General features: G+C 46.3%; 18 protein-coding genes and 2 pseudogenes. 6 read left to right on the forward strand and 14 right to left on the reverse strand.

What is annotated here, in order from left to right:
* Nucleotides 1–19 precede the first annotated feature (19 nt).
* The 11 genes and pseudogenes from ttcA to ccoN all read right to left on the reverse strand — a co-directional run bounded on the left by ttcA (nt 20) and on the right by ccoN (nt 10,054).
* Nucleotides 20–955 carry a tRNA 2-thiocytidine(32) synthetase TtcA gene (ttcA, locus tag ACQY6F_RS04350; protein ID WP_428772471.1) on the reverse strand — a complete coding sequence of 312 codons (936 nt, stop codon included), beginning with the start codon at nt 953–955 and terminating at the stop codon, nt 20–22.
* Nucleotides 956–1,088: 133 nt separating this feature from the next.
* Complete coding sequence (gene uspE / locus ACQY6F_RS04355; protein WP_428772472.1) at nt 1,089–2,036, reverse strand: universal stress protein UspE; 948 nt, start codon at nt 2,034–2,036, stop codon at nt 1,089–1,091.
* A gap of 130 nt (nt 2,037–2,166) precedes the next feature.
* Nucleotides 2,167–2,916, reverse strand: coding sequence for an FNR family transcription factor (locus ACQY6F_RS04360; RefSeq protein ID WP_428772474.1), 750 nt, complete (start codon nt 2,914–2,916; stop codon nt 2,167–2,169).
* An 88-nt stretch (nt 2,917–3,004) separates the two neighbouring features.
* Nucleotides 3,005–3,679 carry a sulfite exporter TauE/SafE family protein gene (locus tag ACQY6F_RS04365; protein WP_428772476.1) on the reverse strand — a complete coding sequence of 225 codons (675 nt, stop codon included), beginning with the start codon at nt 3,677–3,679 and terminating at the stop codon, nt 3,005–3,007.
* Complete coding sequence (gene ccoS, locus ACQY6F_RS04370) at nt 3,676–3,840, reverse strand: cbb3-type cytochrome oxidase assembly protein CcoS (RefSeq protein WP_428772477.1); 165 nt, start codon at nt 3,838–3,840, stop codon at nt 3,676–3,678. Before ccoS ends, ACQY6F_RS04365 begins: the two co-directional genes overlap by 4 nt.
* Nucleotides 3,841–3,842: 2 nt before the next feature.
* A pseudogene (locus tag ACQY6F_RS04375) lies at nt 3,843–6,261 on the reverse strand (heavy metal translocating P-type ATPase).
* A gap of 5 nt (nt 6,262–6,266) precedes the next feature.
* Nucleotides 6,267–6,746 (reverse strand): FixH family protein, encoded by a 480-nt coding sequence (locus ACQY6F_RS04380; protein WP_428772478.1) that lies wholly within the window; start codon nt 6,744–6,746, stop codon nt 6,267–6,269.
* Nucleotides 6,747–6,829: 83 nt separating this feature from the next.
* On the reverse strand, nt 6,830–7,810 hold the full coding sequence (ccoP, locus tag ACQY6F_RS04385) for a cytochrome-c oxidase, cbb3-type subunit III (RefSeq protein ID WP_428772479.1): 981 nt from the start codon (nt 7,808–7,810) through the stop codon (nt 6,830–6,832).
* Nucleotides 7,810–7,983: a cbb3-type cytochrome oxidase subunit 3 gene (locus ACQY6F_RS04390; protein ID WP_428772480.1), complete on the reverse strand. Its 174-nt coding sequence runs from the start codon at nt 7,981–7,983 to the stop codon at nt 7,810–7,812. Before ACQY6F_RS04390 ends, ccoP begins: the two co-directional genes overlap by 1 nt.
* A gap of 9 nt (nt 7,984–7,992) precedes the next feature.
* Nucleotides 7,993–8,613, reverse strand: coding sequence for a cytochrome-c oxidase, cbb3-type subunit II (ccoO, locus tag ACQY6F_RS04395; RefSeq protein ID WP_428772482.1), 621 nt, complete (start codon nt 8,611–8,613; stop codon nt 7,993–7,995).
* Between the two features lie 13 nt (nt 8,614–8,626).
* Nucleotides 8,627–10,054, reverse strand: a complete 1,428-nt coding sequence (gene ccoN / locus ACQY6F_RS04400) for a cytochrome-c oxidase, cbb3-type subunit I (protein WP_428772483.1) — start codon at nt 10,052–10,054, stop codon at nt 8,627–8,629.
* Nucleotides 10,055–10,311: 257 nt separating this feature from the next.
* Here ccoN and ACQY6F_RS04405 point away from each other — a divergent pair, with 257 nt between their 5' ends.
* The 5 genes from ACQY6F_RS04405 to ACQY6F_RS04425 all read left to right on the forward strand — a co-directional run bounded on the left by ACQY6F_RS04405 (nt 10,312) and on the right by ACQY6F_RS04425 (nt 19,845).
* Nucleotides 10,312–10,674: a hypothetical protein gene (locus tag ACQY6F_RS04405; protein ID WP_428772484.1), complete on the forward strand. Its 363-nt coding sequence runs from the start codon at nt 10,312–10,314 to the stop codon at nt 10,672–10,674.
* A gap of 91 nt (nt 10,675–10,765) precedes the next feature.
* Nucleotides 10,766–11,956 carry an FIST signal transduction protein gene (locus ACQY6F_RS04410; RefSeq protein WP_428772485.1) on the forward strand — a complete coding sequence of 397 codons (1,191 nt, stop codon included), beginning with the start codon at nt 10,766–10,768 and terminating at the stop codon, nt 11,954–11,956.
* Between the two features lie 6 nt (nt 11,957–11,962).
* Entirely contained in the window at nt 11,963–13,738 is a 1,776-nt protein-coding gene (locus ACQY6F_RS04415; protein WP_428772486.1) for an ATP-binding protein, read from the forward strand.
* Nucleotides 13,739–14,101: 363 nt separating this feature from the next.
* Entirely contained in the window at nt 14,102–15,190 is a 1,089-nt protein-coding gene (locus ACQY6F_RS04420) for an OmpA family protein (RefSeq protein WP_428772487.1), read from the forward strand.
* On the forward strand, nt 15,187–19,845 hold the full coding sequence (locus tag ACQY6F_RS04425; protein ID WP_428772489.1) for a beta strand repeat-containing protein: 4,659 nt from the start codon (nt 15,187–15,189) through the stop codon (nt 19,843–19,845). Before ACQY6F_RS04420 ends, ACQY6F_RS04425 begins: the two co-directional genes overlap by 4 nt.
* A 263-nt stretch (nt 19,846–20,108) precedes the next feature.
* Here ACQY6F_RS04425 and ACQY6F_RS04430 read toward each other — a convergent pair.
* A pseudogene (locus tag ACQY6F_RS04430) lies at nt 20,109–20,276 on the reverse strand (DUF3693 domain-containing protein); the annotation flags it as partial.
* Between the two features lie 645 nt (nt 20,277–20,921).
* Complete coding sequence (locus tag ACQY6F_RS04435; RefSeq protein WP_428772491.1) at nt 20,922–21,344, reverse strand: PACE efflux transporter; 423 nt, start codon at nt 21,342–21,344, stop codon at nt 20,922–20,924.
* A 231-nt stretch (nt 21,345–21,575) separates the two neighbouring features.
* Between ACQY6F_RS04435 and ACQY6F_RS04440 the strand changes: the two genes are divergently transcribed.
* Nucleotides 21,576–22,388 (forward strand): hypothetical protein, encoded by an 813-nt coding sequence (locus ACQY6F_RS04440; protein ID WP_428772492.1) that lies wholly within the window; start codon nt 21,576–21,578, stop codon nt 22,386–22,388.
* A gap of 38 nt (nt 22,389–22,426) precedes the next feature.
* On the opposite strand, the gene ACQY6F_RS04445 is transcribed toward ACQY6F_RS04440, so the two are convergent.
* Nucleotides 22,427–23,641: an HDOD domain-containing protein gene (locus ACQY6F_RS04445; protein ID WP_428772493.1), complete on the reverse strand. Its 1,215-nt coding sequence runs from the start codon at nt 23,639–23,641 to the stop codon at nt 22,427–22,429.
* Nucleotides 23,642–23,788 lie beyond the last annotated feature (147 nt).

Raw genomic sequence — 23,788 nt, forward strand, 5'->3', positions numbered from 1 at the left:
GTTTCTCTAAATGGTGAAACTAGATGTTGGTTACATCCAGAGCCAGCTTAGGATCAAAGCTCTGCACATCTTCGGCTTCCTGGAAATCTGATGCTGTCGGCATCTCTTCTTTATCAAAGCCGATATCGCCGCCGTTGATGACGCCAGAGTCTTTATCAATCGACTTAAAATCGAACAGTTCGAAATCAGCCAGGTGGCTTGGGACCACATTCTGCATTGCCCGGAACATGGTTTCGATTCGGCCTGGATAGCGTTTGTCCCAGTCATTCAGCATCTGCTTGATGGCTTGGCGCTGAAGGTTAGGCTGCGATCCACACAGGTTACACGGAATAATCGGGTATTCGCGCAGCTCAGAATATTTGATGATGTCTTTTTCACGGCAATAGGCCAGCGGACGAATCACAACGTGCTCGCCATTATCTGACACCAGTTTTGGTGGCATGGCTTTCATTTTTCCGCCGTGGAACATGTTCAAAAACAGCGTTTCAAGGATGTCATCGCGGTGGTGGCCTAGGGCAATTTTTGTCGCGCCCAGCTCTTTAGCGGTGCGGTACAGAATGCCGCGACGCAGGCGCGAGCAGAGTGAACAAGTGGTTTTACCTTCAGGGATCTTGTCTTGAACGATAGAGTAGGTATCTTCTTCGACAATTTTGTACTCTACACCTAATTGGTCGAGGTACTCAGGCAAAATATGCTCAGGAAAACCCGGTTGTTTCTGATCCAGGTTTACCGCGATTAAGCTGAATGAAATCGGGGCACTTTTCTGCAAACTCATCAACATGTCCAGCAAAGTAAAGCTGTCTTTGCCTCCGGACAGGCAGACCATAATACGGTCGCCATCTTCAATCATATTGAAATCCTGGATAGCCTGACCGGTATTACGACGGATCCGTTTCTGCAGTTTGTTGAAGTTGTATTGCTGCGCCTTACTGCGCTCTTGAGTTTGCTCTGTCATTCGCTTGCCGTTTCAATCGTACTTCTATACAAAAAAGAAGTGGGTATGATACGGATAAATACGCCAGATGCCAGCGATAATAGAGTTTGTGGTAAAAATTTCCCCTTCGTAGTGAAGGGGAAATCAGTAATGGTCAGGTGGCGGTTTTGGGATCCAGCGGGCTAATGTAGCCCTGAGGTTTTAGCGCGAGAACATCGCAGTTAATCTTATCGATGACGTGCTCGGCAGTATTACCGATGAATACCGCAGACAGACCAGTTCGTCCGGTAGTACCTATGATCACCATCGCTGCGTTATAACTCTCTGCTGCCTGAGGAATAATGTCTTCAGGTAGACCTTGATCGACCAGGGTCTGATCTTCATTTAAGCCGTGTTTTTGTCGTAGTGCCTTCATCGCAGTAAGGTGATGACCTCGCACCGCGTCGGTATACATTGCCGGGTCAAACTCGGGCAGTTCAATGGTGATATTGGCTGGAGTTACAGGATAAGCGTTTACCAGATAGGGTTTGGCGCCTAACCGTTCACAGAGGCTTTTAAGTTGCTCCACCATTCGATCATTGAGGTCAAGGTGAGTGTCATTTTCAGAACCAACATGGACCGAAGCCAGAATGCTGGCATCTTCCGGCCAGTCAGAATTTTTAACCAGTAATACCGGGCAAGGACATTTACGCAATAGGTGCCAGTCTGTCGGGGTAAAGATGACCGACTCCAGCACATCGTGCTTACGGGTCGCTTTAATCAGGATATCGTGTTCGCCGGCAAACACTTCAGCGATGATCGCTTCATAAGGGCGATTGTGCCATACCACTTTAACTTCAAAATCTATATCTTCGCTAACGTAAGGTTTGGCTACTGACCTCATCCACTCCTCACGCTGCTGAATCACGCCTCTGCGCATGGCATCACGCTCATCTATCGATAGCATAGAGGTCATGTCATAGGAAAAATCGTAAATAGACAGAAAGAAAGTCACGTGACTGCGAGAGCGGCTCTTTTCAGCCAGTTGTATCGCACGCGCCAGGGCGGGTTGTTCATCTTTGTTGATGTCTGCGACTGCCAGAATCTTGTTATAGATACTCATATAGACTCCTTAGAGATGAGGAGGATCCTATGAATACTTTAGCCTAGTTGGCTGGAGATTATTAGCAAAAGTGCAGTAGGAAGGGAAGAAGTATGATGTAGCTCATTTTTGAGCTACATCATTGATGTTATTAAGATTCTTTTGACACACCAGCCAGATCCATCAGCGCGTCATGGTCCAGAATAGTGATATATTTGCCTTTAACGCTCAGGATGTCTGATTTTTGGAAACGGCCAAGCAGACGGCTGATCGTTTCAACCGTTAAACCCAGATAGTTACCGATATCACCACGGGTCATGGTAAGACGAAACTCTCTTGGACTAAAACCACGCTGGGAGAAACGGGTAGATAGGTTGTATAAAAATGCAGCCAGTCTCTCTTCGGCGTTTTTCTTTGACAGCAACAGGATCATTTCCTGATCACCTTTAATCTCGTTACTCATCAAGCGCATAATTTGCTGACGAAGCTTAGGCATTTTGCCTGACAAGTCATCCAGGATTTCGTATGGAATTTCACAGACCATAGAAGTTTCCAGTGCTTGCGCGAAACTAGGGTGCATATCAGAAGTGATGGCATCAAAGCCAACTAAATCGCCCGCCAGGTGGAACGCAGTGATCTGTTCATCACCTTGCTCTGTAATGGTGTAGCTTTTTATCGTGCCTGAACGAATCGCATAGAGCGATTTCAATTCGTCACCCGCTTTGAAAAGCTCCTGTCCTTTTTGAATCGGCTTTTTACGCTCAATAATTTGATCTAACTGGTCCAGTTCAGACTCATTAAGCGTAAAAGGAATACACAATTGGCTGATGCTGCAATCCTGACAGTGGATGGCGCAACCCCCTGATTGAATTCGTTTTGTCGCCGGCTTTTCAGAAATCATAATAACCTTTCACGATTTGATGTACGTCAATATTTTAGCACCCATTACCCCTAAAAGGTAGGGCAAAAAGGCGATGTGGCACAATTATCTAACTCATGTTTAGCAAAATTTTTACCGCGTTCACGGCGGTATAAACACCATAGATAAGTAGTACAATTGCGGCCGAGTTTCTAAATACCTTTGACTGCTGTAGCTGTGAAAATTTAGAAGCTCCGTACCCGACAAGAAGCATTGCTGGTAAAGTGCCTAACCCAAACGCCGCCATCACCAAGGCACCATTGGTTGCACTACCTGACACCGCTGACCAGGTCAACGTCGAATAGACTAATCCACAAGGTAACCATCCCCAGATAAAACCAAATGGCAGCGCGTGTATGGGGGCTTTAATTGGCAAAAAGCGTTTGCCAACGGGAGAAATGAAGCGCCAGAGTGACTGGCCGACCTTTTCTATGGTTAACAGACCGAACCACCAACGTCCGATATAGCAAGCTAAAACGATCATCAGCAGTGCCGCTAATAAGCGAAGCCAGACCAGCACCTGGTTTACGTTGCTGAATTCGGCGACCGACGCCACGGTTCCGCCAACCAGGGCACCAACAAAGCAGTAGCTTACAATTCGGCCAAAATTGTAATAGATCGGCACAGCCGCTGATGGTTTGTTGCTGCCAAGCGACAGCATGGAAGCGATGCCACCACACATTCCCATGCAGTGACCTGAACCAAGCAGGCCGACGACAAACGCTCCCAGCCAGTCTGGTGTCATTTGTGCTGATCCTTGTTCTGCTGATCTTCATCAAACAGAATACTGTGTCCCTGACGTTCTAAATCTTCAAACTGCTCGTTTTTTACCGCCCATAGAAATATCGCCACGGCAACACAAACCAGTACGATAGCAATTGGAATTAAGATGTAGAGACTTTCCATGTTCAACCTTGATTTTTGAGCAGCCGCAACGAATTAGACACGACAATAATAGAACTGGCGGACATACCCACTACGGCAAAATAGGGGGCCACTAAACCTGAAACGGCCAGAGGCAAAATCAACACATTGTAGCCCAATGACCACGCCAGATTCTGCCTGATGATTGATCTGGTTTGCAGTGCCAGTTTACGTGCTTCTAGCAAATTAGCCAAGTTGTCGCCAAGCAGGACCATATCCGCAGAAGCTTTTGCAACGTCAGTGCCGCCGCCCATCGCAACGGATAGATGGGCCCCGGCAAGAGTAGGGGCATCGTTGATGCCATCGCCGATCATCATACTAATGTCGTCGGAAGGAAGCTGCTTAAGGTAAGACAGTTTGTCCTGCGGTTTTGCGCTGGCAATAACATGCTCTATGCCAAACTGCTCTGCAATGGGCAGCGCGTTCTGCTCTGTATCGCCCGTGAGTAGGGTTACTTTCATACCGGCTTGGCGGAACTGGCTGATCAGTTGAGCGGATTCTTTCCGGACCGGATCGTGATAAACAAACGTCGCCTGATGCTGACCATCTACCGACAGATAGATGCCGTTAGCTACAATGTTGTCAGCGTCTGGCTGAATAAATTCTGCGCTGCCGATTTTTACCAGTTTACCCTGATAGGTGCCTTGAACTCCGCTACCAATGACGTTTTCTATCTGCTCGACGTCTACAGCTGCGTCTTCATATTTGGCAAAGGCTTTTGCGATAGGGTGGTTGGCATGGGATTCAAGTGCCGCCGCCAGAGACAGTACGGTATTTTCGTCCTGGTTGTGAAAAGTAGTGACCTGCTGCAGCTCGATTTTTCCCTGAGTCAGTGTGCCGGTTTTGTCGACCACAAGATGGTTCACTTTACACAGGGTTTCAAACACGTGGCTTTTACGCAATAAGATGCCAAAGTTACCCATTCTGGACGTAGCACAGGTAATCGCAGTTGGCGTAGCCAGTGATAATGCACAGGGGCAGGTTGCAACCAGGACCGACAACATGATCCAGAACGCATCATCTGGCTGGTGCTGATGCCAATAAAGCCAGGTGCCTGCAGCAATAATCAGGATGACAGCAACAAAATAACGCGCGACCACGTCGGCAATTTCGGCAAGCTTGGGTTTCGATAGCTGAGCGGCATCCTGCAGGCGGACAATGTTAGAAATAACTGAGTCAGCCTTAAGGGCGAGCACTTCAAGCTCAAATGCTTCTTCACCATTCAAGGTACCGGCAAACACCGTGTCATTGGCTTGTTTCGCGACTGGAACCGACTCACCGGTCAACATTGATTCGTCAATATGAACCCGATTACTCAGTATTCTTCCGTCTGCCGGGATATGTTCGCCCGGAAGGACACGAATCTTATCGCCAACCTTGAGGGACTTCACCGGGATCTGCTCACCGTCCAGTTTCGTGGCGATTGCGGGGATTAACTTGAGCAGGTTACCACTCGCCGCTGCAGCTTTGCGTCTGGCGCGCATTTCCAGATAACGCCCAACCAATAGGAAGAAAGTGAACATGGAAATCGATTCAAAGAACACTTCACCCTGCTGCGTAACGGTAGCGATAAGACTGGCAACATAGGCAAAGATCAATGCCAGTGAAACCGGAACATCCATGCCCAAGGTTCGGCCTTTAATACTGCGCCAGGCATTGATATAAAACGGCAGCGCCGAGTAGAGCAGCACCGGTGTGGCGAAAATCAAACTGACCCAGCGAAAGTAATTTTTAAACTCCGTGTCCAAATCACCAAACACTTCCAGATACAGCGCAACCGCCAACATCATCACCTGCATTGTGGCAAGGCCAGCAATACCAAGACGATACAGGTATTGTTTCATTGCCTGATGGTAAGAGGCTTCTTGTTGATCGGCTTCAAACGGGGCCGCTTTGTAACCCAGTTTATGAATAACGGATAATAGTTCGCTTAATCGGGTTTTAGACTTGTCCCAGCTAAGCAGCGCGCGGTTGGTGGTAGTATTAACCCTGACAGACAGCACGCCTGGTTTATTGGCAACTTGCTTCTCGATAAGCCAGGCGCAAGCAGCGCAAGACACGCCTTCTAAAGACAAGGTGACCTCGGCGCTATCGTCCTGATTTCGGACAAACTCGGCTTGCACGTCTTCATTGTCCGCTATCGTCCTGATTTCGGACAAACTCGGCTTGCACGTCTTCATTGTCATAATGGATCAACGCCTGGAGTTGTTCTGGAACTAAATCAGCCTTTTCTGCGGGAGCAGTGCGATATTGGTAGTAAGAGACCAGGCCACTGTCGACGATAGTTTGCGCCACTGTTTGACAGCCGGGGCAACACATATCACGGATCTCACCCAGTATTTCGACTTTGTAGTCCGTGTCTGCTGGTACCTCTTCACCGCAGTGATAACACGATTCACACATAGCGTTTAGTTATTGAGCTCGATAGCGATGGAAGATGGGAAGTTCACCCGGCCTTGTACTAACCAGAGCTCATCGTGTGGAGTAAGTTCAATAAACCACGGACCTTGCAGTGGCTCAGTCAGAGTAAGGCGATAATTGCCTTTGGCATCAGCTGTGATCAGCTGCGAAAAATCACGATCCGCAAGGGTGCGATGAGCAAACATCGCCTTGACCGCAGGGTAGTGTTCTAACTTGCCTTTATCCAATCGGATCACCACGGCATTATCCTGAGATTGGATGGTGGCTTTCAGTCCAAGCTCTTTGGCAACGTTAATTTTTGAAAGGTCTACGTTGATGCCTTTACCTTTTTTATAGTAATCCTCAGTGACCAAAGAGACTGAATTCTGCGAAAAAACGTAGACTGTAATCAGTGTCCAGACAACGACTGTCAATGGAAGAATAATCAGGAACCACGGCCAGAATTGTTTATACCAAGGCTTTACCATAAAAAAGTTCTCTACAACGAAAAAGAAGATAGGCTAAATGTATAGAAAAGACAGCCCCTTTGATAGGGGCTGTTTTAGAATTGTTACTTATTATCGGAATTGCTCAGGCTCCAGACGTAAGCTGCAACCAACTGGATTTTATCTTCACCCAGTATGTCTTTCCATGCTGGCATCACGCCGGAACGACCATTAGTTACAGTTTCAGTCACGTCAGCGCGAGAACCACCGAACAGCCAATCATTGTCTGTCAGATCTGGTGCACCCACTGCTGGGTTACCTTTACCATCAGTACCGTGACATGCTGCACAGACGACGAATCGAGCTTTACCCGCTTCAGCTTCACGTGCATTTACTTTACGGCCAGACAGGCTCAGGGTGTAGCTTACTACTTCCTGAACGCCATCTTCGCCAAAAGCATCAATCCACGAAGGCATTTGACCAACACGCCCATTCACGATAGTGGTAACGATAGCTTCTGGCTCACCACCATACAGCCATGCATCGTCGGTCAGGTTAGGGAAGCCACGCTGACCGCGCGCATCAGAGCCGTGACACTGAGAACAGTTTTGCAGGAACAAACGTTGACCTACTTTTACTGCTTCAGAATCAGCTGCGATCTGAGGAATAGGTCTAAGGTCATTAGAGCCTTCCACATACGCCAGACGTTTGAATGCTTCACCAAAATATGCTTCAGCATCATCCAGCTCTTTTGCGTATTGCACCAGCTGTTTGTTATCTTGCGCGGCTGCTACAGACGCTTTAGATTCTGCCAGAGAACGAACTGTCTGGTCAGAACTCTGCCAGCCTAGAACGCCTTTGAAATTACCCAAACCTGGATACAGGGTCAGATAGATAGCGGCAAAAACAAACGTACCGATAAATAGATAAGTCCACCACTTTGGCAGTGGGTTGTTCAGCTCGCGAATACCGTCGTACTCGTGGCCCATGTCTGCACCTTCTTCGACGCCCATTTTATCTTTCAGGCACCAGTAAAGGACGGCAGCACAGCCAAGTAATGTACCTACGGTAATTACGATGATCCAAAGACTCCAAAATGTAGTCATTACTTAGTCACTCCTTGTTCTTTAGTCGGGGCTTGCTGTTCATCGGCAAAAACAAGGTTGGCCGCCTCGTCGAAGCGGGACTTACGACTTTTACCGTAAGCCCACCACACGACACCGATAAAGCAAACGAATAGCAATACGGTCCAAATACTGTGAAAAGTACCGATATCCATAATTACCCCTTACTTCATTGCGTGACCAAGAGACTGAAGGTAAGCGATGATGGCATCCATCTCTGACTTTCCTTCAACTACTTTCGTCGCGTTAGCTATGTCTTCGTCTGTGTAAGGTACACCAAACTGATTGCGGAATAGTTCCAGCTTCTGTTGGGTGTGCTTACCGTCCAGCATGTTTTCAGCCAGCCATGGGAAGCCAGGCATATTAGACTCTGGAACCAGTTCACGTGGATCCATCAGGTGGACACGGTGCCACTCATCTGAGTAACGACCACCTACGCGAGCCAAATCCGGACCAGTACGCTTAGAACCCCACAGGAATGGGTGTTCCCAAACGCTTTCGCCAGCTACAGAGTAGTGACCATAACGTTCAGTTTCCGCACGGAACGGACGAATCATCTGGCTGTGACATACGTTACAACCTTCACGGATGTAAATGTCACGACCTTCCAACTCTAAAGCTGTATACGGACGAAGGTTCTCAACTGGTTCAGTTGTTTGTTTTTGGAAGATCAACGGAGTGATTTCTACCAAAGCACCCAGACTGATGGCGAAAACGATACAAATCGCGAGCAAACCGACATTGCGTTCAACAACTTCGTGGCGATTGTTAGAATTAGAACTCATTCTTTAAATCTCCTTATGCCGGTTGCTGAATAGCTTTTAAGCTATCTTTTGGTGCAGTGATGGTCTTATAAGCGTTGTATGCCATTAGGAACATACCTGCCAGGAAGATGAAACCACCAATGAAACGAACCGTATAGAATGGGTAAGACGCCTGTACAGATTCAACGAAGCTGTAAGTTAACGTACCGTCTGAGTTAACGGCGCGCCACATCAGACCTTGCATTACGCCTGAAATCCACATCGCAACGATGTACAGAACCGTACCAATTGTTGCCAACCAGAAGTGAGCATTAATCAGACCAACTGAGTACATGCGTTCCTGGCCGAACAGACGTGGTATCAAGTGGTATACAGAACCGATAGATACCATCGCAACCCAACCCAGAGCACCTGAGTGTACGTGACCGATCGTCCAGTCAGTGTAGTGGGACAGGGCATTCACAGTCTTAATAGACATCATTGGACCTTCGAAGGTCGACATGCCGTAGAAAGAAAGAGAAACGATGAGGAAACGCAGGATAGGGTCGTAACGCAGTTTATGCCACGCACCAGACAGAGTCATGATACCGTTGATCATACCACCCCAAGAAGGTGCGAACAGTACCAGAGACATCACCATACCCAGAGACTGAGTCCAGTCTGGCAGAGCAGTGTAGTGCAAGTGGTGTGGACCAGCCCAGATATACAGAGATACCAACGCCCAGAAGTGGACGATAGACAGGCGGTATGAATAAACTGGACGCTCAGCTTGCTTAGGCACGAAGTAGTACATCATACCCAGGAAGCCAGCGGTCAAAAGGAAACCTACTGCGTTGTGACCGTACCACCATTGGACCATGGCATCGACAGCGCCGGAGTAAATCGAATACGATTTACCTGCACTGACTGGAATAGCCATACTGTTAACAATGTGCAATACAGCAACAGTGATAATAAAGGCACCGAAGAACCAGTTGGCTACGTAGATATGCGAAGTTTTACGCTTGATTAATGTTCCGAAGAACACGACTGCGTAAGCTACCCACACTAGTGCAATGGCAATATCGATAGGCCATTCCAGTTCTGCGTACTCTTTACCCGAGGTGTAACCCAGTGGCAAAGAAATTGCGGCAGACAGGATAATCGCTTGCCATCCCCAGAAGGTAAATGGAACAAGAGGGCCACCAAATAAACGAGTTTGGCAGGTACGTTGAACAACATAATAAGATGTTGCGAACAAGGCACTGGTACCAAACGCAAAAATAACCGCATTAGTATGCAGTGGACGTAAGCGACTGTACGTCAACCACGGCGTATCAAAGTTGAGCTGTGGCCATACTAGTTGAGCGGCAATCAAAACACCAACAGCCATGCCGACAATTCCCCACAGTATGGTAACCAGGGTAAACTGACGAACGACCGTATAGTTGTAGTTTTGTTCAAGCTGCTTTTCTTGGCTCATTTGCATGCTTCCAATTTTTAATTAACTACACTTTACTTTCCAACACGACAGAAGTCGTAATGCCACCCAAATCCTTAAGAAAATTAAGCCTTAATTACTAGCCAACGTCCTTGCCGATTTTAAAAAAAAGTGGCATTTTCAGGCGACAACTATACTGCAATTAACAAGTCAATGACAGTATAGTAACCTTACAGTTGTTCAGGTTTTGAGCATTAATGTCAAAAATTTGAACTTTGTTACATGGAGAACACATTTTAATGGCTGCTCTAAAGCTTACCAGAGGGCGTTTGGTACAAATCAGTGTCACACTTGTGATATTGATCATTGCATTCTCATGGCGCACGCTAACGTACCAATCACCATTATTTATCAATTGCAAAGCGGATGTTATGTGTACCTTCAAGGTTCACTCCACTGAGTTTAAAATTGAGAAAACCGCAACTAATATCCATTTAAGCGCAAATAACAGCGGAATGGTCATAATTAGCAAAAACGAGATGGAGATCACTAAGCGTTCATCCACAGAATGGATAATTGACACTGATCCAGCCGTTAATACCTTAGAGTTAGAAATTTCAGGGCCTGAAAACCAAGCTAGTCGAGTAAAAGTTCAAATGTAGTCACGTTATTCAGTCTTAACATGCAAGTATTCTGTAAAATCGCGCAAGAATTAGGTATAAGACAATAACTTGTTGAATTGGCTAGAATCTTATGCAAATAGAGACCCGAGTATCCCAAAAGACGGATGGACCGGAGGCGCTGGAAGACCTGTTGTCTGGCGTCGACCATACATCCTTAGCCAGCGTGGTCTGCTATTACACTAGCGATTATTCTCCGCTGCAAATCCAGAAATACCTCACTCAGCGTCTCCCTAATGTCGCAACTATCGGTTGTAGCACATGTGGTGCGCTACTAACTGAGCGGGGTATCCATCAGGGGCCTGTTATCGGTCTGTTACTTATATATGATGAAGGCCTGAGTGCGTACGGTACGGGGTTAATCAATTTCGACAGCCAGCAACCTATCGATATCGCGGCCATAAAGGCATTGGAAAGTGCTATTGAGCAAGCTGATCGAGTCGGTGAATTGCCCAGTTTTATCATGCTGCATGCTACACCGGGGAGTGAGGAATCCATCATCGATGCCATTGATGGCCGGCTGCACACCGCGATCCCCATTATCGGCGGAAGTGCAGCTGACGCCGAAATAGAAGGCAATTGGTCAGTATTCTCTGAGTTGGGAGTCAGCTCTAACGGCATGGCCCTAATGGTATTTTATCCTTCAGACAAAATATCGACCGGATTTAGCGGAGGCTTCTCTCCAACAGAATTTTCTGGAACTGTCACCAAAGCCAGTGGCCGTGAACTAATAGAAATAGACCATCTACCTGCTGAGCGAGTTTACCGCGAATGGATCAGTGACCATGCAGGTGTTGATGTGCCAGAAGAGTTTGTTTTTGAGTTGGTCACTCAGTATCCCATCGGCCGAATTGCCGGTGAATTTACAAAACAACAGCAGTATTACAAACTGTCTCATCCAATTCGGAAGAGTAATAACAATGGCTTACATCTATTTACCAATATAAATGAAGGTGATGAAATTACCCTGATGTCCGGTAACCGTGAGCAACTAATCAGCCGTCCGGCCAGAGTGCTGGCCGAAGCTCATCGGGATAACCCTCTCGGTATGAATAAATTGGGCGCTGTGTGTATTATATGTGCAGGACCAATGCGTTTGTTGGGTGATGATTTGCAAACAACATATGAACAAATCGCTAAAATCATGGGTAAGGTTCCGTTTATCTGCCCATTCACTTTTGGTGAGCAAGGTAGATTTATCGGCGGTGAAAATGGCCATGGTAATCTAATGGTGACAACTGCAATTTTTCATTCCACCCACTGATAGCTTATGTACGACAACCAAAAAGAACATCTCAATGAAGTGATGCTGGAGCTGAAAAGAAGCCAGCAGCGCGAAGAGCAACTTGCCAGAGAGAACCGTTCTATCCTGGACGCGATCTCTGCTATTTCTGTCGCGACCAATAAGCATCAGATATTTGAAGAGCTGAATAAGGTTCTTGCCGGCTATATTCAGTTTGATGACTTTTTGGTTCTTTCCCGCGATAACAACGGCTCAGATTTTGATACCTATCTCACCACGAACCAGGTATTTTTGCATCATCGTTGGCAGTGCAACAGCAAGTTTGAACGGGTACTGAACGGAGATTGTATTGTGTTGTTTGAACCGGAAAATCTTCCGGAATTCAATACACTGAATGCATTTGTCAGAGATGAAATCCGCTCTGCTATCGTTACTGGGGTTAATGCCCAGGCGTCCCAGTCTGTAATCTTACTATTGGCACGCCAGCGCGGTCGTTTTGATCTGAGTACCAGAGATACACTGGCTCGCTTCCGGCCATTGATCGAAAGAGCGATAGTCGATATCGAACATAAAGCAGAATTGCAGAAACTGGTTTCGATCAAAACTCACCAATTACAGCAGGCACAGCAGAAAGCGGAAGAAGCCAACCAAGCAAAATCACAGTTTCTCGCGATGATGAGTCACGAATTGCGGACACCGCTGAATACTATTCTTGGTTACATCGATGTCATGAAAAGCGATGAACAAACCAGCAGCAAAAACCGACCGGTGTTGGAGCAGATGGCATCCTCGGCTGAACTTTTATTGGTCTTGATTAACGACATCCTCGATCTGACCAAAGTCGAGTCAGGCCATTTCAAACTGGATCATCAGTGGGTGAACTTAGATACGGTACTCAAGCCAACTGTCGAGCATTTCTCCAAATTGTGTCTGGCCCGAAGACTCGATTTCAGATTTGAATCTCGCGTACTCGAACACCACTTTTATTGGCTTGATCCAACGCGTTTCTCGCAAATTGTTTTTAATTTATTGGGGAATGCTGTCAAGTTTACTCAAGGAGGCGAGGTTCAACTCACAATAGAATTCAATAATAGCCAGTTAGAAATAAAGGTTTCTGATACCGGTATTGGAATTAGCGAAGAACAGTTAAAATTATTGTTCAAGCCTTTTCAACAAGTCGATAATACAGTAACTCGACAATTTGGTGGCACAGGTCTTGGCCTTGCGATCACGAAACATTTGGTTGATTTAATGAATGGTGAAATAACAGTAGCCAGTAAACCGGGTAGGGGATCGATATTTTCGGTCAGTATTCCTACCAGTAGTTTGCCAGATTCGACCAAAAAACCAGCCAAAACGGATGACAATCAAAATACCTCATACCCGCGACTAAATGTGTTACTGGTTGAAGATACTAAATCTAATCAGATGGTCATTAAATTATTGCTGGAACGACTCGGTTACAATGTCACTATTCTGGAAAATGGATTTGAAGCCGTCAAATTTGCTGAGAATAACCACCTCACTGGCATCGATATTGTACTTATGGATATTTCGATGCCAATTATGGACGGCATTACGGCGACAAAAGAGATTAGAAAATTCAATATCTTAACCCCTATAATAGCGCTTACCGCACACGCAATGGATACAGATAAACAACTCTGTCAGACAGCCGGAATGCAGGGCTTTATTGCCAAACCAGTCAGGTTAGAGAAACTGCGAGATGCGATAGAACAAGTGGTGTCTGAGCAGATAATCAACGGTAAGCCATCACATCCTGATACTGATACGAATAAATAGTGTCTGCTTAAGTTAAATTTAGATCCGGATATCCATACAAAACCTCTATATTAACCAATCTATCATTTACACATAGAACACAACAAAAAACATTTCAAGAAAACCTTATAAGTTAATTTTATTCAAACCTGGAAGATAACTTGATATGGAATATTCACACACAAAATATAGGTTCATTTATTGTAAAAATTAAACTTATTTAAAGTAAGGGTTCTAAACCAAAAGAGTAATTAATTTTAATTTCATACAATTCAGTTCAAATATGTGATCGCAAGCAACGCTTTACCGCATCATATATTATGGCATTCTCAAAAATTAGATCTAGCTTTAATGGTATACCGTATCGGAATAAGGGAACTTTCGATGGTTACCAAAAAAATAATTAAATGCACCACTAGTATTGCCAATTCGCTTCTCGTCAGTTCGTTAATCTACCCATCTTTTAGTATTGCCAGTACGCAACGGATAGGGATAGAGGCAGACTGGACTTATGCCGATGATGCCTGTCAGCCTCATCATCTGAATTGTGACAAAACATCACCGGGCATATCCGCGCTATATCGGTACCAATTCAATTTGCCCTACTATCTGGAAGCCGGTTACCACTATCTAGGCCGCTATCACGCGGATTACCCGGCTTTACAGAATCCGCAGCAAGTTTCTCCCTACGAGGGCAGCCTACATTCGCTGGATTTGTCCGGCGGATATTTGTTCAAAGTTGCTGACAGACATAGTATTGCGCTCAGCCTCGGAGCCATGGCATGGCGTACAAAAGATGAAGGAGCAGAGTACGGCCAGCCACTTTCTCGCAAAGATACAGGTGTTTCTCCAACTCTGGCATTAGGTTGGGAATACGACCTCAGTTCTGATTGGATTGCCTCCGCTAAATATCGTTTTACCCCGCTCGTAGGGGGAACGGATACCGGCGGCGCCACCTTACATACTCTTTCTCTAGGCCTTCACTGGCGATTTGGGCGATCAGCTGAACCTATCAGTCGGCAACAGCAACCGGTTCCAGAACTTATGCCTGTCGCAGTCGCAACAGTGCCTCAACTTGCAGAAATCATCACAGTAAAAGAGTATTCATTGGAATTAGGCGGCAGCGACTCCACCGTATACTTCAAATTTGATTCAGCCGAATTGATGCCCGCCATGGCCGAGCGTTTACAGCCAATGCTGGAGCGACTGAGTCACTACCCGTCAGCCGCTTTGGTGATCGAAAGTCATACCGATAGCAAAGGTAGCGATAGCTACAACCAGAAACTATCAGAAAGGCGGGGGGATTCGGTTAAGTCGTATTTTGCTGAGCAAGGAATAGATTCTGAACGTATTTCGGTACAAGCGTTTGGTGAATCAAAACCATTGGTTTCCAACGATTCTGCTGAAAACCGCGCAATGAACCGCAGAGTCAAGTTGGTTTCACCATCCTTCGACATGGAGGTAACGCCATGATTAGTCAATTTTTCAAATATGGTCTTTGCTCAGTACTGTCACTTGGCCTGCTAACCGGGTGTGGCGAGGATTCCGGTTTTCCTGCACAAGGTAAGCCTGGCGATTTTGAAGGTGTTGTACAGTCGATATCAGTGACGCCGTCACAAAGCCAGTTAGCTCTACAGGAAAAAGTTGCTTTAAAAGCCACGGTAACCTTTACCAACGGCAAACAACAAGATGTAACTAGCCAGGCTGAATGGCAGTCCAACAATGTCACCAGTGTTAGTGTCAATGAACAGGGCATAGTAACCGGCGAAGCTGCCGGTTCTGCAGAGATTGTTGCGAGCTTAGATGGTATCAGTAGCGAACCTGCCAACGTGGGGGTATCTGATATTAGTTTGACCCAGTTACTACTGTTACCCAGCAGTTCTACTGTTACACAAGGGATGAGCCAGGAGTACAAGGTGACCGCGATGTACAGCGATGGCAGCTACAAAGATGTTACAGATGCTGCAGGCTGGGCGTTTCAGGGTGACGGAATAGAGGTTACTGAAACAGCTGGTCACTTTATCGCTTCAACAGTCGGTGAAGCACAAATCACGGCCAGTTACAGTGGCATGCCAAGTAATATGGCCAATCTGGTTACGACGGCCGCAACTGTAGTTAGCATTTCAGTCTCTCCAGGCAGTGCGAATCTAATTGTTGGGACAACTCAACCGTTTATCGCGATTGCCTATTTATCCGACGGGAGTTCAAAAGAGATCACCTCTCAAGCAGATTGGCAAAGTAGCAATGAAACTGTCTCCAGCATAGACGACAATGGGCTGGCTGCGGCGCTTGCTACCGGGAACAGTCAGCTTCAAGCGAGTTTCATGGGAGTGACATCATCGCCGGTAGAGGTTTCAGTTCGTGAGGCAACGGTCATGACGGTCCAGATCACGCCAGCAAATCTAAGCTTAGCGATCAATGCAAGCCGACCTTTACTAGCAATTGCAACTTTTGATGACGGAACCAGTCGCGACGTTAGCGCAGATTCTACGTGGACCTCGACCGCACCACAAATTGCTGATGTGAGTAACGCTGGTCTGGTTACAGCTGCCAGTGTTGGTAACGCCCTCATTACCGCAACATTTTCTGGTCAAGCGTCCAATATTGCTAACGTAGTCGTTAACGCCGCCACGGTATCTAGTTTGCAGGTTACTCCAGGAAGTGCACGTGTTGCGGTAGGGACTCAGCAGCCGTTCAAAGCCATAGCCATATATAGTGATGGTAGCAGTCTCGATGTTAGCAACCAAGCGGGCTGGCAAAACAGTGACAGCACTGTCGCATCATTAGATCAGCAAGGTAAGGCGACCGCACTTAAAGCTGGCAGTGCCAACATTTCGGCGACATTCCAGGGGACTGTTTCAAACAGTGCGGCGATGACAGTAACGGCGGCGACCCTTAATGAAATTCAGGTCTCGCCTGGAAGTGTCAACCTGGCAAACGGTACTAGCCGCACCTTAACTGCGACCGCAATATACAGCGACAATAGCAGTCAGGACATCAGTTCGCAGGCAAATTGGCAAAGTAATGACACTGGTATCGTTACTGTCGATACCCAAGGCAATCTACAAGCAAACGGTACCGGTTCAACTACCGTAACCGCGAGCTATCAGGGAGTGACTTCCAATTCTGCCAGCGTGAATGTAAGCGCTGCGACACTAACATCAATTCAGGTATCACCGGGCAGTATGACATTAGCAAAAGGTACGTCCGGCTCCTTGACTGCCACGGCTACTTTTAGTGATGGTACCAGCCAGGATGTCACCGACCAGGTTAGCTGGTCGAGTACTGATCCCAATGTTGCGACTATTGGCGGTGGTGGTACGGTAACCGCAGAAGGACAGGGTACGGCAGATATAATCGCCACTTATCTGGGGCAGTCTTCCACTGGTGTTGTGGTGACGGTTACCAGCGCAACCGTTGATGACCTGCAGTTAACTCCCGGGAGTGCTACTGTGGCCAAAGGTACTACAAAAGCTCTTAAAGCGGTCGCGGTTTTCAGTGACGGTACCAGTCAGGATGTCACCAGCCAGGCAACCTGGGACAGCAGTAACAAATCGGTCGCGACCATAGAAAAAGGGCTGGCCAGCAGTCTGGCGATGGGCAGTACCGTTATTACAGCACAGTTCCAGGGCCAGACTTCCAATAACGGGACCTTGACCGTTACAGCGGCATCCGTCAGTAGCGTCCAGGTGACTCCGGGAACCGCCAGTGTCGCGAATGGGACCACTGCGCAGTTTACCGCCGTGGCAACGTTTTCCGATGGGACAACTCAGGATGTGACAGATCAGGTCAGCTGGAACAGTACCAACAAATCGGTTGCCACCATAGACGGTAATGGGGAAGCGAGCGCACTGGCAGAAGGCAGCAGCACAATCACAGCGGTGTTTGGTGGAGTGTCATCTAACGGGGCAACGATGAATGTGACGGCTGCGACCATCACAGATTTACAGGTCAGCCCGAGTACGGCAGCCATTGCCAAAGGAACCGGTCAGGCGTATACCGCAGTAGCAATCTATTCTGATGGGAGTAACCAAAATGTGACCAGTCAGGTGACCTGGTACAGTTCAGACTCTGACATTGCATCAATCAGTAATTCCGGTCAGGCACAGGGCTTAGCTGAAGGGACCGTGACTATCAGCGCCAGCTTTATGGGGGAAAACTCCAATAACGCCAGTTTAACGGTAACGACCGCGACACTCTCCAGCGTGCAGGTTACGCCAGGTAGCAGTAGCATCGCGAAAGGTACAACAGTAAATTTCGTAGCAACCGCGTACTTTAGTGATGGTACCAGCCAGGACATCACCAATCAGGCAAGCTGGACAAGCAGCAATGATACGGTAGCCACGATTTCAACCAGTGGGTTAGTGACCGGTGAAGATACTGGCAACACCTCCATCAGAGCAACGTACGATGGAACACCATCTAATGCGGCTTCGCTGACGGTAACAGATGCACAGGTAGTTTCTGTGCAACTGGCACCAGCGAGCAGCAGTGTTGCCAAAGGCAATACCAAGCAGTTGACCGCCACCGCGAATTATACCGATGGATCCAGTCAGGACGTTACCTCGTTGGCAAGTTGGAGTAGTAGTAATCAGTCGGTAGCAACGGTTTCGCCATCAGGTCTTGCTGATGCTTTAGATGTGGGCAGTACCAATATCACCGCGACATATCAGACAAAAGTGTCTAACAATGCCGCTCTGTCGGTGACCAACGCAACTGTGACAGAAGTTACCGTAAGTCCGGCTTCAGTCAGTATTGCTAAAGGTACGAATACCAGCTTTACCGCCACGGCGCATTACAGTGACAATACCACCCAGGATGTGACGACCATTGCGAGTTGGTCTAGTGACGATGAAACGGTAGCAACGATCAGCGCCGGCAATGCTCATGCAGAAGATATTGGTAGTGCGGTAATTAATGCCACTTACGGCGCAGTTAAGTCATCAGATGCTAACTTAACTGTCACCACTGCAACAGTTAGTAGTATTCTCGTAACGCCAACAAATGCTTCTATTGCGCTCGGTACGACGCAAGACTTTACTGCTACCGCCATCTACACAGATGGAACCACCACGGATATAACTAATCAAGCGAGTTGGGCAAGTAGTGATACTGGTGTTGCTACCATTGAGTCCGGCGGTACCGCGACGGGACAAGGGCAGGGTAGCTCGGTTATCACTGCCAGTTACCAGAGCAAAACGTCGAATGATGCTGACTTAACCGTAACGGCTGCCACAGTAAATAGTGTGTTGATCACACCGGCGAGTCCATCAATTGCTAATGGTACGAACCAGCCGTTTACCGCAATAGCAACTTTTAGTGATGCTACTAATCAAGATGTTACAACCCAGGCAAGCTGGACAAGTAGCAATTCTTCTGTGGCGACCATTAACTCTAGTGGTTTGGCTGAATCGGTTGCTACCGGAACCTCCAATATCAAGGCAACATTTTCTGGCATTGAATCCAATATTGAAGTGTTAACGGTAACTAATGCAACGGTAACTGATGTAAGTGTTACGCCGTCACCTATTGATGTAGCGAAAGGAGCAGCTGTACAACTGACAGCAACAGCGACATTTACAGACAGTAGTACGCAGGATGTCACGTCACTAGCGAGCTGGAGTACCGGGAACACTAGTATCGCAACAGTTGATAATGCAGGAGAATTAACCGGTGTTAATGAAGGAACCACGACAGCGAGTGCACGTTACGAAGGTGTAGATAGTTCGCCAGTAACGGTGAATGTTACTGCAGCTGAGCTAATGGCGATTACATTACATGCCGAACCTGGTTCTGGCCTTTTAAGTGTGGTATCGGCTGATACTTACATTATCGCTTTGGGTGATACGGCAGCTGATATTACTGCTATTGGCGAGTTCACCGATGGTACAACCCGGCCATTAGATGATTCTGAAGTTGCGTATAGGCTACAGGAAGATCTGAGTTTGTTGTCCGCAAATGCAGACGGAACTTTAAATCTGACTGTGACAGTAGTCGGAACCCAAACGGTTGGCGGTGAAAGCAAAGCAACACCGATAATACTCAGTACAAATTTGATTGAAGTGGACTGCTTAGCGAATGTGCCAGGCGTTTCCGCAATTTGTACCATTAGCTCAATTCCAAGGTAAAAACAGCTGTTAGTAAAAACGGGAGCCATTAAGGTTCCCGTTTTTTTACGTTCAATATCGTTATTAGCCAAAGCTAACCAACAGCACTAATCAACGAATCCAAAAGCCAATACCAAGTTGTTTAGGCTAATAACTGCATTTTGAACGTCAGTTATAAATGTAGTTATTAGGTATTTTATGGTAAATCCAGTTATGTTGAATAGACTGAGGTTATTAGCGGCAGGACAGCCTTAACGCGGCTTAACTACCTTAGATAAAATCCTTCATTTAACATAATTCATCATACATAATGCGCACTGAGCTAGGGCTTGTTTGGGTGTGGTTGCCATCAACGCTACAGCCCCGTAAGCCATTGTCATTCCAGTCAATCCAAGCCCGTTAAACTTTTTTGCAATCGCTTCCCAATGCGCCTTAATCGCTGGATTTTCATTGCGGTCAGCGTGGTACTAACAGCGACTCAATCTTACTCAAGCGCATCTAGTTATTTAAAGCTGATTACACGCTATTTTCTGTGCGTTATGAACTGATGGTTACTTGTATTAAGATTTTCCTGCTTTAGGTAATTGAATTAAGGTTTTTCGCCATCATTTACTCAAGAAAATTTACGCGAGCTATTTGAATCTGGCTGTTTTCGTTTAAGCGCTTTACCAAATGTATATCTCTGGTTGCGGCGTTTTCTACACTCACAACGCATTCCGTATACTAACCAAATTTCGTAGCTTCATTGTCGCCAAGACGGCCGAATATTGACTGAGACTCTCGCTAAGTTTTATTTTTGCTCAGTTCGCCTACATAGCAATCGAATACAATGGCACAAAATGTTACAGGATCACATTCTCTTCAAATCGCTCGATACAACAGATGTTGTTGCATCAACGAGCGAATGAACGGCTGAATTCCCTACTTCACCAGTGAGTTCCTTTGTCATTTTTCAATGATGGTTGCCTGGCTCTGAGTAAGTTCTATCGGTTGAGATGGTTCGTAGTTTGATTGAGTGTTCTCCGAAAAACAACAAAAGCCACCTATTATTGGTGGCTTTTGCTCTGTATAAAAGGTGTTACTAATTGTTGTTTTGATTACTTAGCCTGTACTGTTGCTACTGGGTAGATTGAATCATATGCCCAGTTATAGAAGTACGAATAGACCAGATAAAATATCACCATTCCCAGATCCAGCAGAAACGCTTGCCATAGGCCTACATTCAGTACCCAGGCGAGAACTGGAATAGTCAGTATAAGTAGCCCGGCTTCAAAGCCAATACTTTGCAACACCCGGTGCAATGATGTTTTCACTGTTGTTTTGAATAGCTTCGGCATTACAGAATCGAACCATTTGGTATAGTAAAAGTTCCATACGGTCGCGACAACAGAGAAAAATACGCCGACGGCGCCAACATGGCCCATGTCAAATCCAAGTTGATTGAGTCCAAAAACTAGCAAGATCAGCCCTATAACTTCAAAACCAATGGCGTGGCGAATGCGATCTGATGTTGTTCTCATAACGAACTCCTTTTGAAAATCTATGGTACTAAGTTATCACATTAACCGTTACATAGTAGTTGGATTCCATCGTTATAACCGATAGATGAAATTATTGGAGATCGTCAATCTAAGCACCGTATTCTGTTTTAGCAGCGGTTTTTCTATACAGAATCAGACAATTACGTACACCACCGTTGTCGGCCATCTTTTATGATGGTTTAAACTCAACGTTGTTAAAGGGTACTTTTTATGCGAAATGTTGTTGGAACTTATAAGATAAGCAGCCAGATGCTGATAACGGTTATCGGCACCATGTTCAGTTTGACGTCAGCGGCTGCAATAATCCCCATATCTTTAACGGATCCGGCAGAGATTCGATTGGCTAATAATGTTGTTTATTACAACGGAAACATTAGTGATGCGAGTGCCAGCAACTTGCTTGATATGGTATCGAATGCTAAACCGGCTGTGACGAAGCTGGTGATTAACTCCGGTGGCGGAGAAACAGATTCTGCGCGAAAAATCGGCCGTTGGGTACATAATAATAACGTGGATGTTAAGGTGATCGGTGGCTGTTTTTCTTCTTGCGCAAACTATATTTTCCCGGCTGCCAAAAACAAAGTTATTGCAGAAGACGCTTTCGTCGGTTGGCACGGTGCCGAGGTTCAGTATGAAGTACTGGCGCAAGACGCTGGTATATCGTCCAGGCAACTGTTAGAGCAAGATTTGCGGCAAGCCATTATAGACACTGGCATAGCTGAAGATAGTGAAGCAATCGAAGAAATAATAAAAAGCGAGATATCACGATTTGAAAGTACGTCGCGTGATGAGCAGCAGTTTTTTAAGGAAATCGGTGTTGATATCGAGCTGGCGGTACATGGTTTGCGCCCTGCAACCATAGAGCAACTAGAGCAAAGCCAGAAAAATGGCTGGACTTACAGCATTAGTGACATGGCAAAATTTGGCGTAACCAACGTTCGGTATGAAGGTTCGTTACCTTACTTAGAATCTGAAACTGTAAAGCAATACTTAGAGGTAATCACAGTGTCAACCGGAAAATAATCGATGCCCTACTTTTCTAGTCTCTGATGTCATGATGGCTAGTTGAGCATGAGTTTACCAGGGTGCTGCAGCCTGATTTTCTTAATGGAATCCAAAGGCATAAGCACATTTGCAAACCAGTATTGGGCGTGTTTCTCTTCAAACGCATTGCTTCTTTGCATTGTGTCGAAAACGGAATATGCCTGTGCTTGAGCCAGTGCGATACCAAATTCACTGCGTTTTGACATGTCCTGGCTGTTTAAGTCATCATGTAACGCTTGTTCCAGGTGCCGATTACTATCCGTCCACTCAATCGATTCAACAATATTCTTAGTTACTTGTTTCTCCAAGGTAATTATCGCCCCGGGTAATATATCAATAGAGGGCGCAATTTCCGCACAGGCATAATAATTTTCACGCAAATTCTTGTTTCTATACTCTTGCATGATCTCCTTAAGTGCGTCATCGAATATCTGTGTAAAGTTATTAACGATGGCAAAATAACCCAGTGCTCTGACAACGCCCAGGACTATACCTTGCTCCGGATGGTCCACTTGCGATTCCATCAGCCGAATGCGGCAAACATTGGCGGTTAGTATCAAATGCTGCCAAAGTTTCGGGGCGATTTGCTTGGTGATTGGATCATCCCACTTGAGTAAAGGCTTGGCCATTAGTATCGGAAACAGCAGCTGACAATTATCTATACCCAACGAACTTAATGCCATTTTGGGATCAACGATATTGCGCACACTCTTCCCCGTACGTTGGCAGAAAGCCGGGTTGTTGACCAGTTCCAGCAAATTGTTTTTGAGTTGATTGTCTAACGTAATCAATGTCTCTAGTTTTGAAAACGTTAATGAAGATGAATAAGCTATTTGCAAAAAATGAGTGTAATCAGGAAAGCGGTTAAAGAGACGTTGAGCGTCCATTTCTGTCAGTAGCTGCTCCATTCGGCTTCGGCAACGTTGAACAACCGCTTCCATTACGGTTTGATGAAGCTTTTGCCTGTCTTGCAATTTACGCAGTTTTTCTTCGACTCTGTCTGTTTCGCACTTAAGCAGAATACGTTGATTACTCGAAACCCGCTCTTCTTCACAGACAATTACGCTTTCACAAAACTCGGTTTGGCGGCTTAAGGTGTTGTCCACATCCGACTGATCAATTATGTATTTTCTATTTATCAACCACTTCGCGTGACGATCCAACGTCATCTTGGTTATTTTGGCCGCTAACGCTGTTGCTTCTTTGGTATATTTTTTCTTTGTTACCAGCAAAGATCTGTCTCTGTATTCAACTCTACATATAAAAAGCGTAGCACAGGAAATGCTTATGAATCGGCATGCATTATAAATTTTGAATGCCATACGGATAAGGGGCTCATACACAAAAAAAGCCAGTGCATTACACTGGCTTTCCGTTAC

This window comes from Vibrio sp., assembly GCF_050299255.1.
Taxonomy (GTDB): Bacteria; Pseudomonadota; Gammaproteobacteria; order Enterobacterales; family Vibrionaceae; genus Vibrio.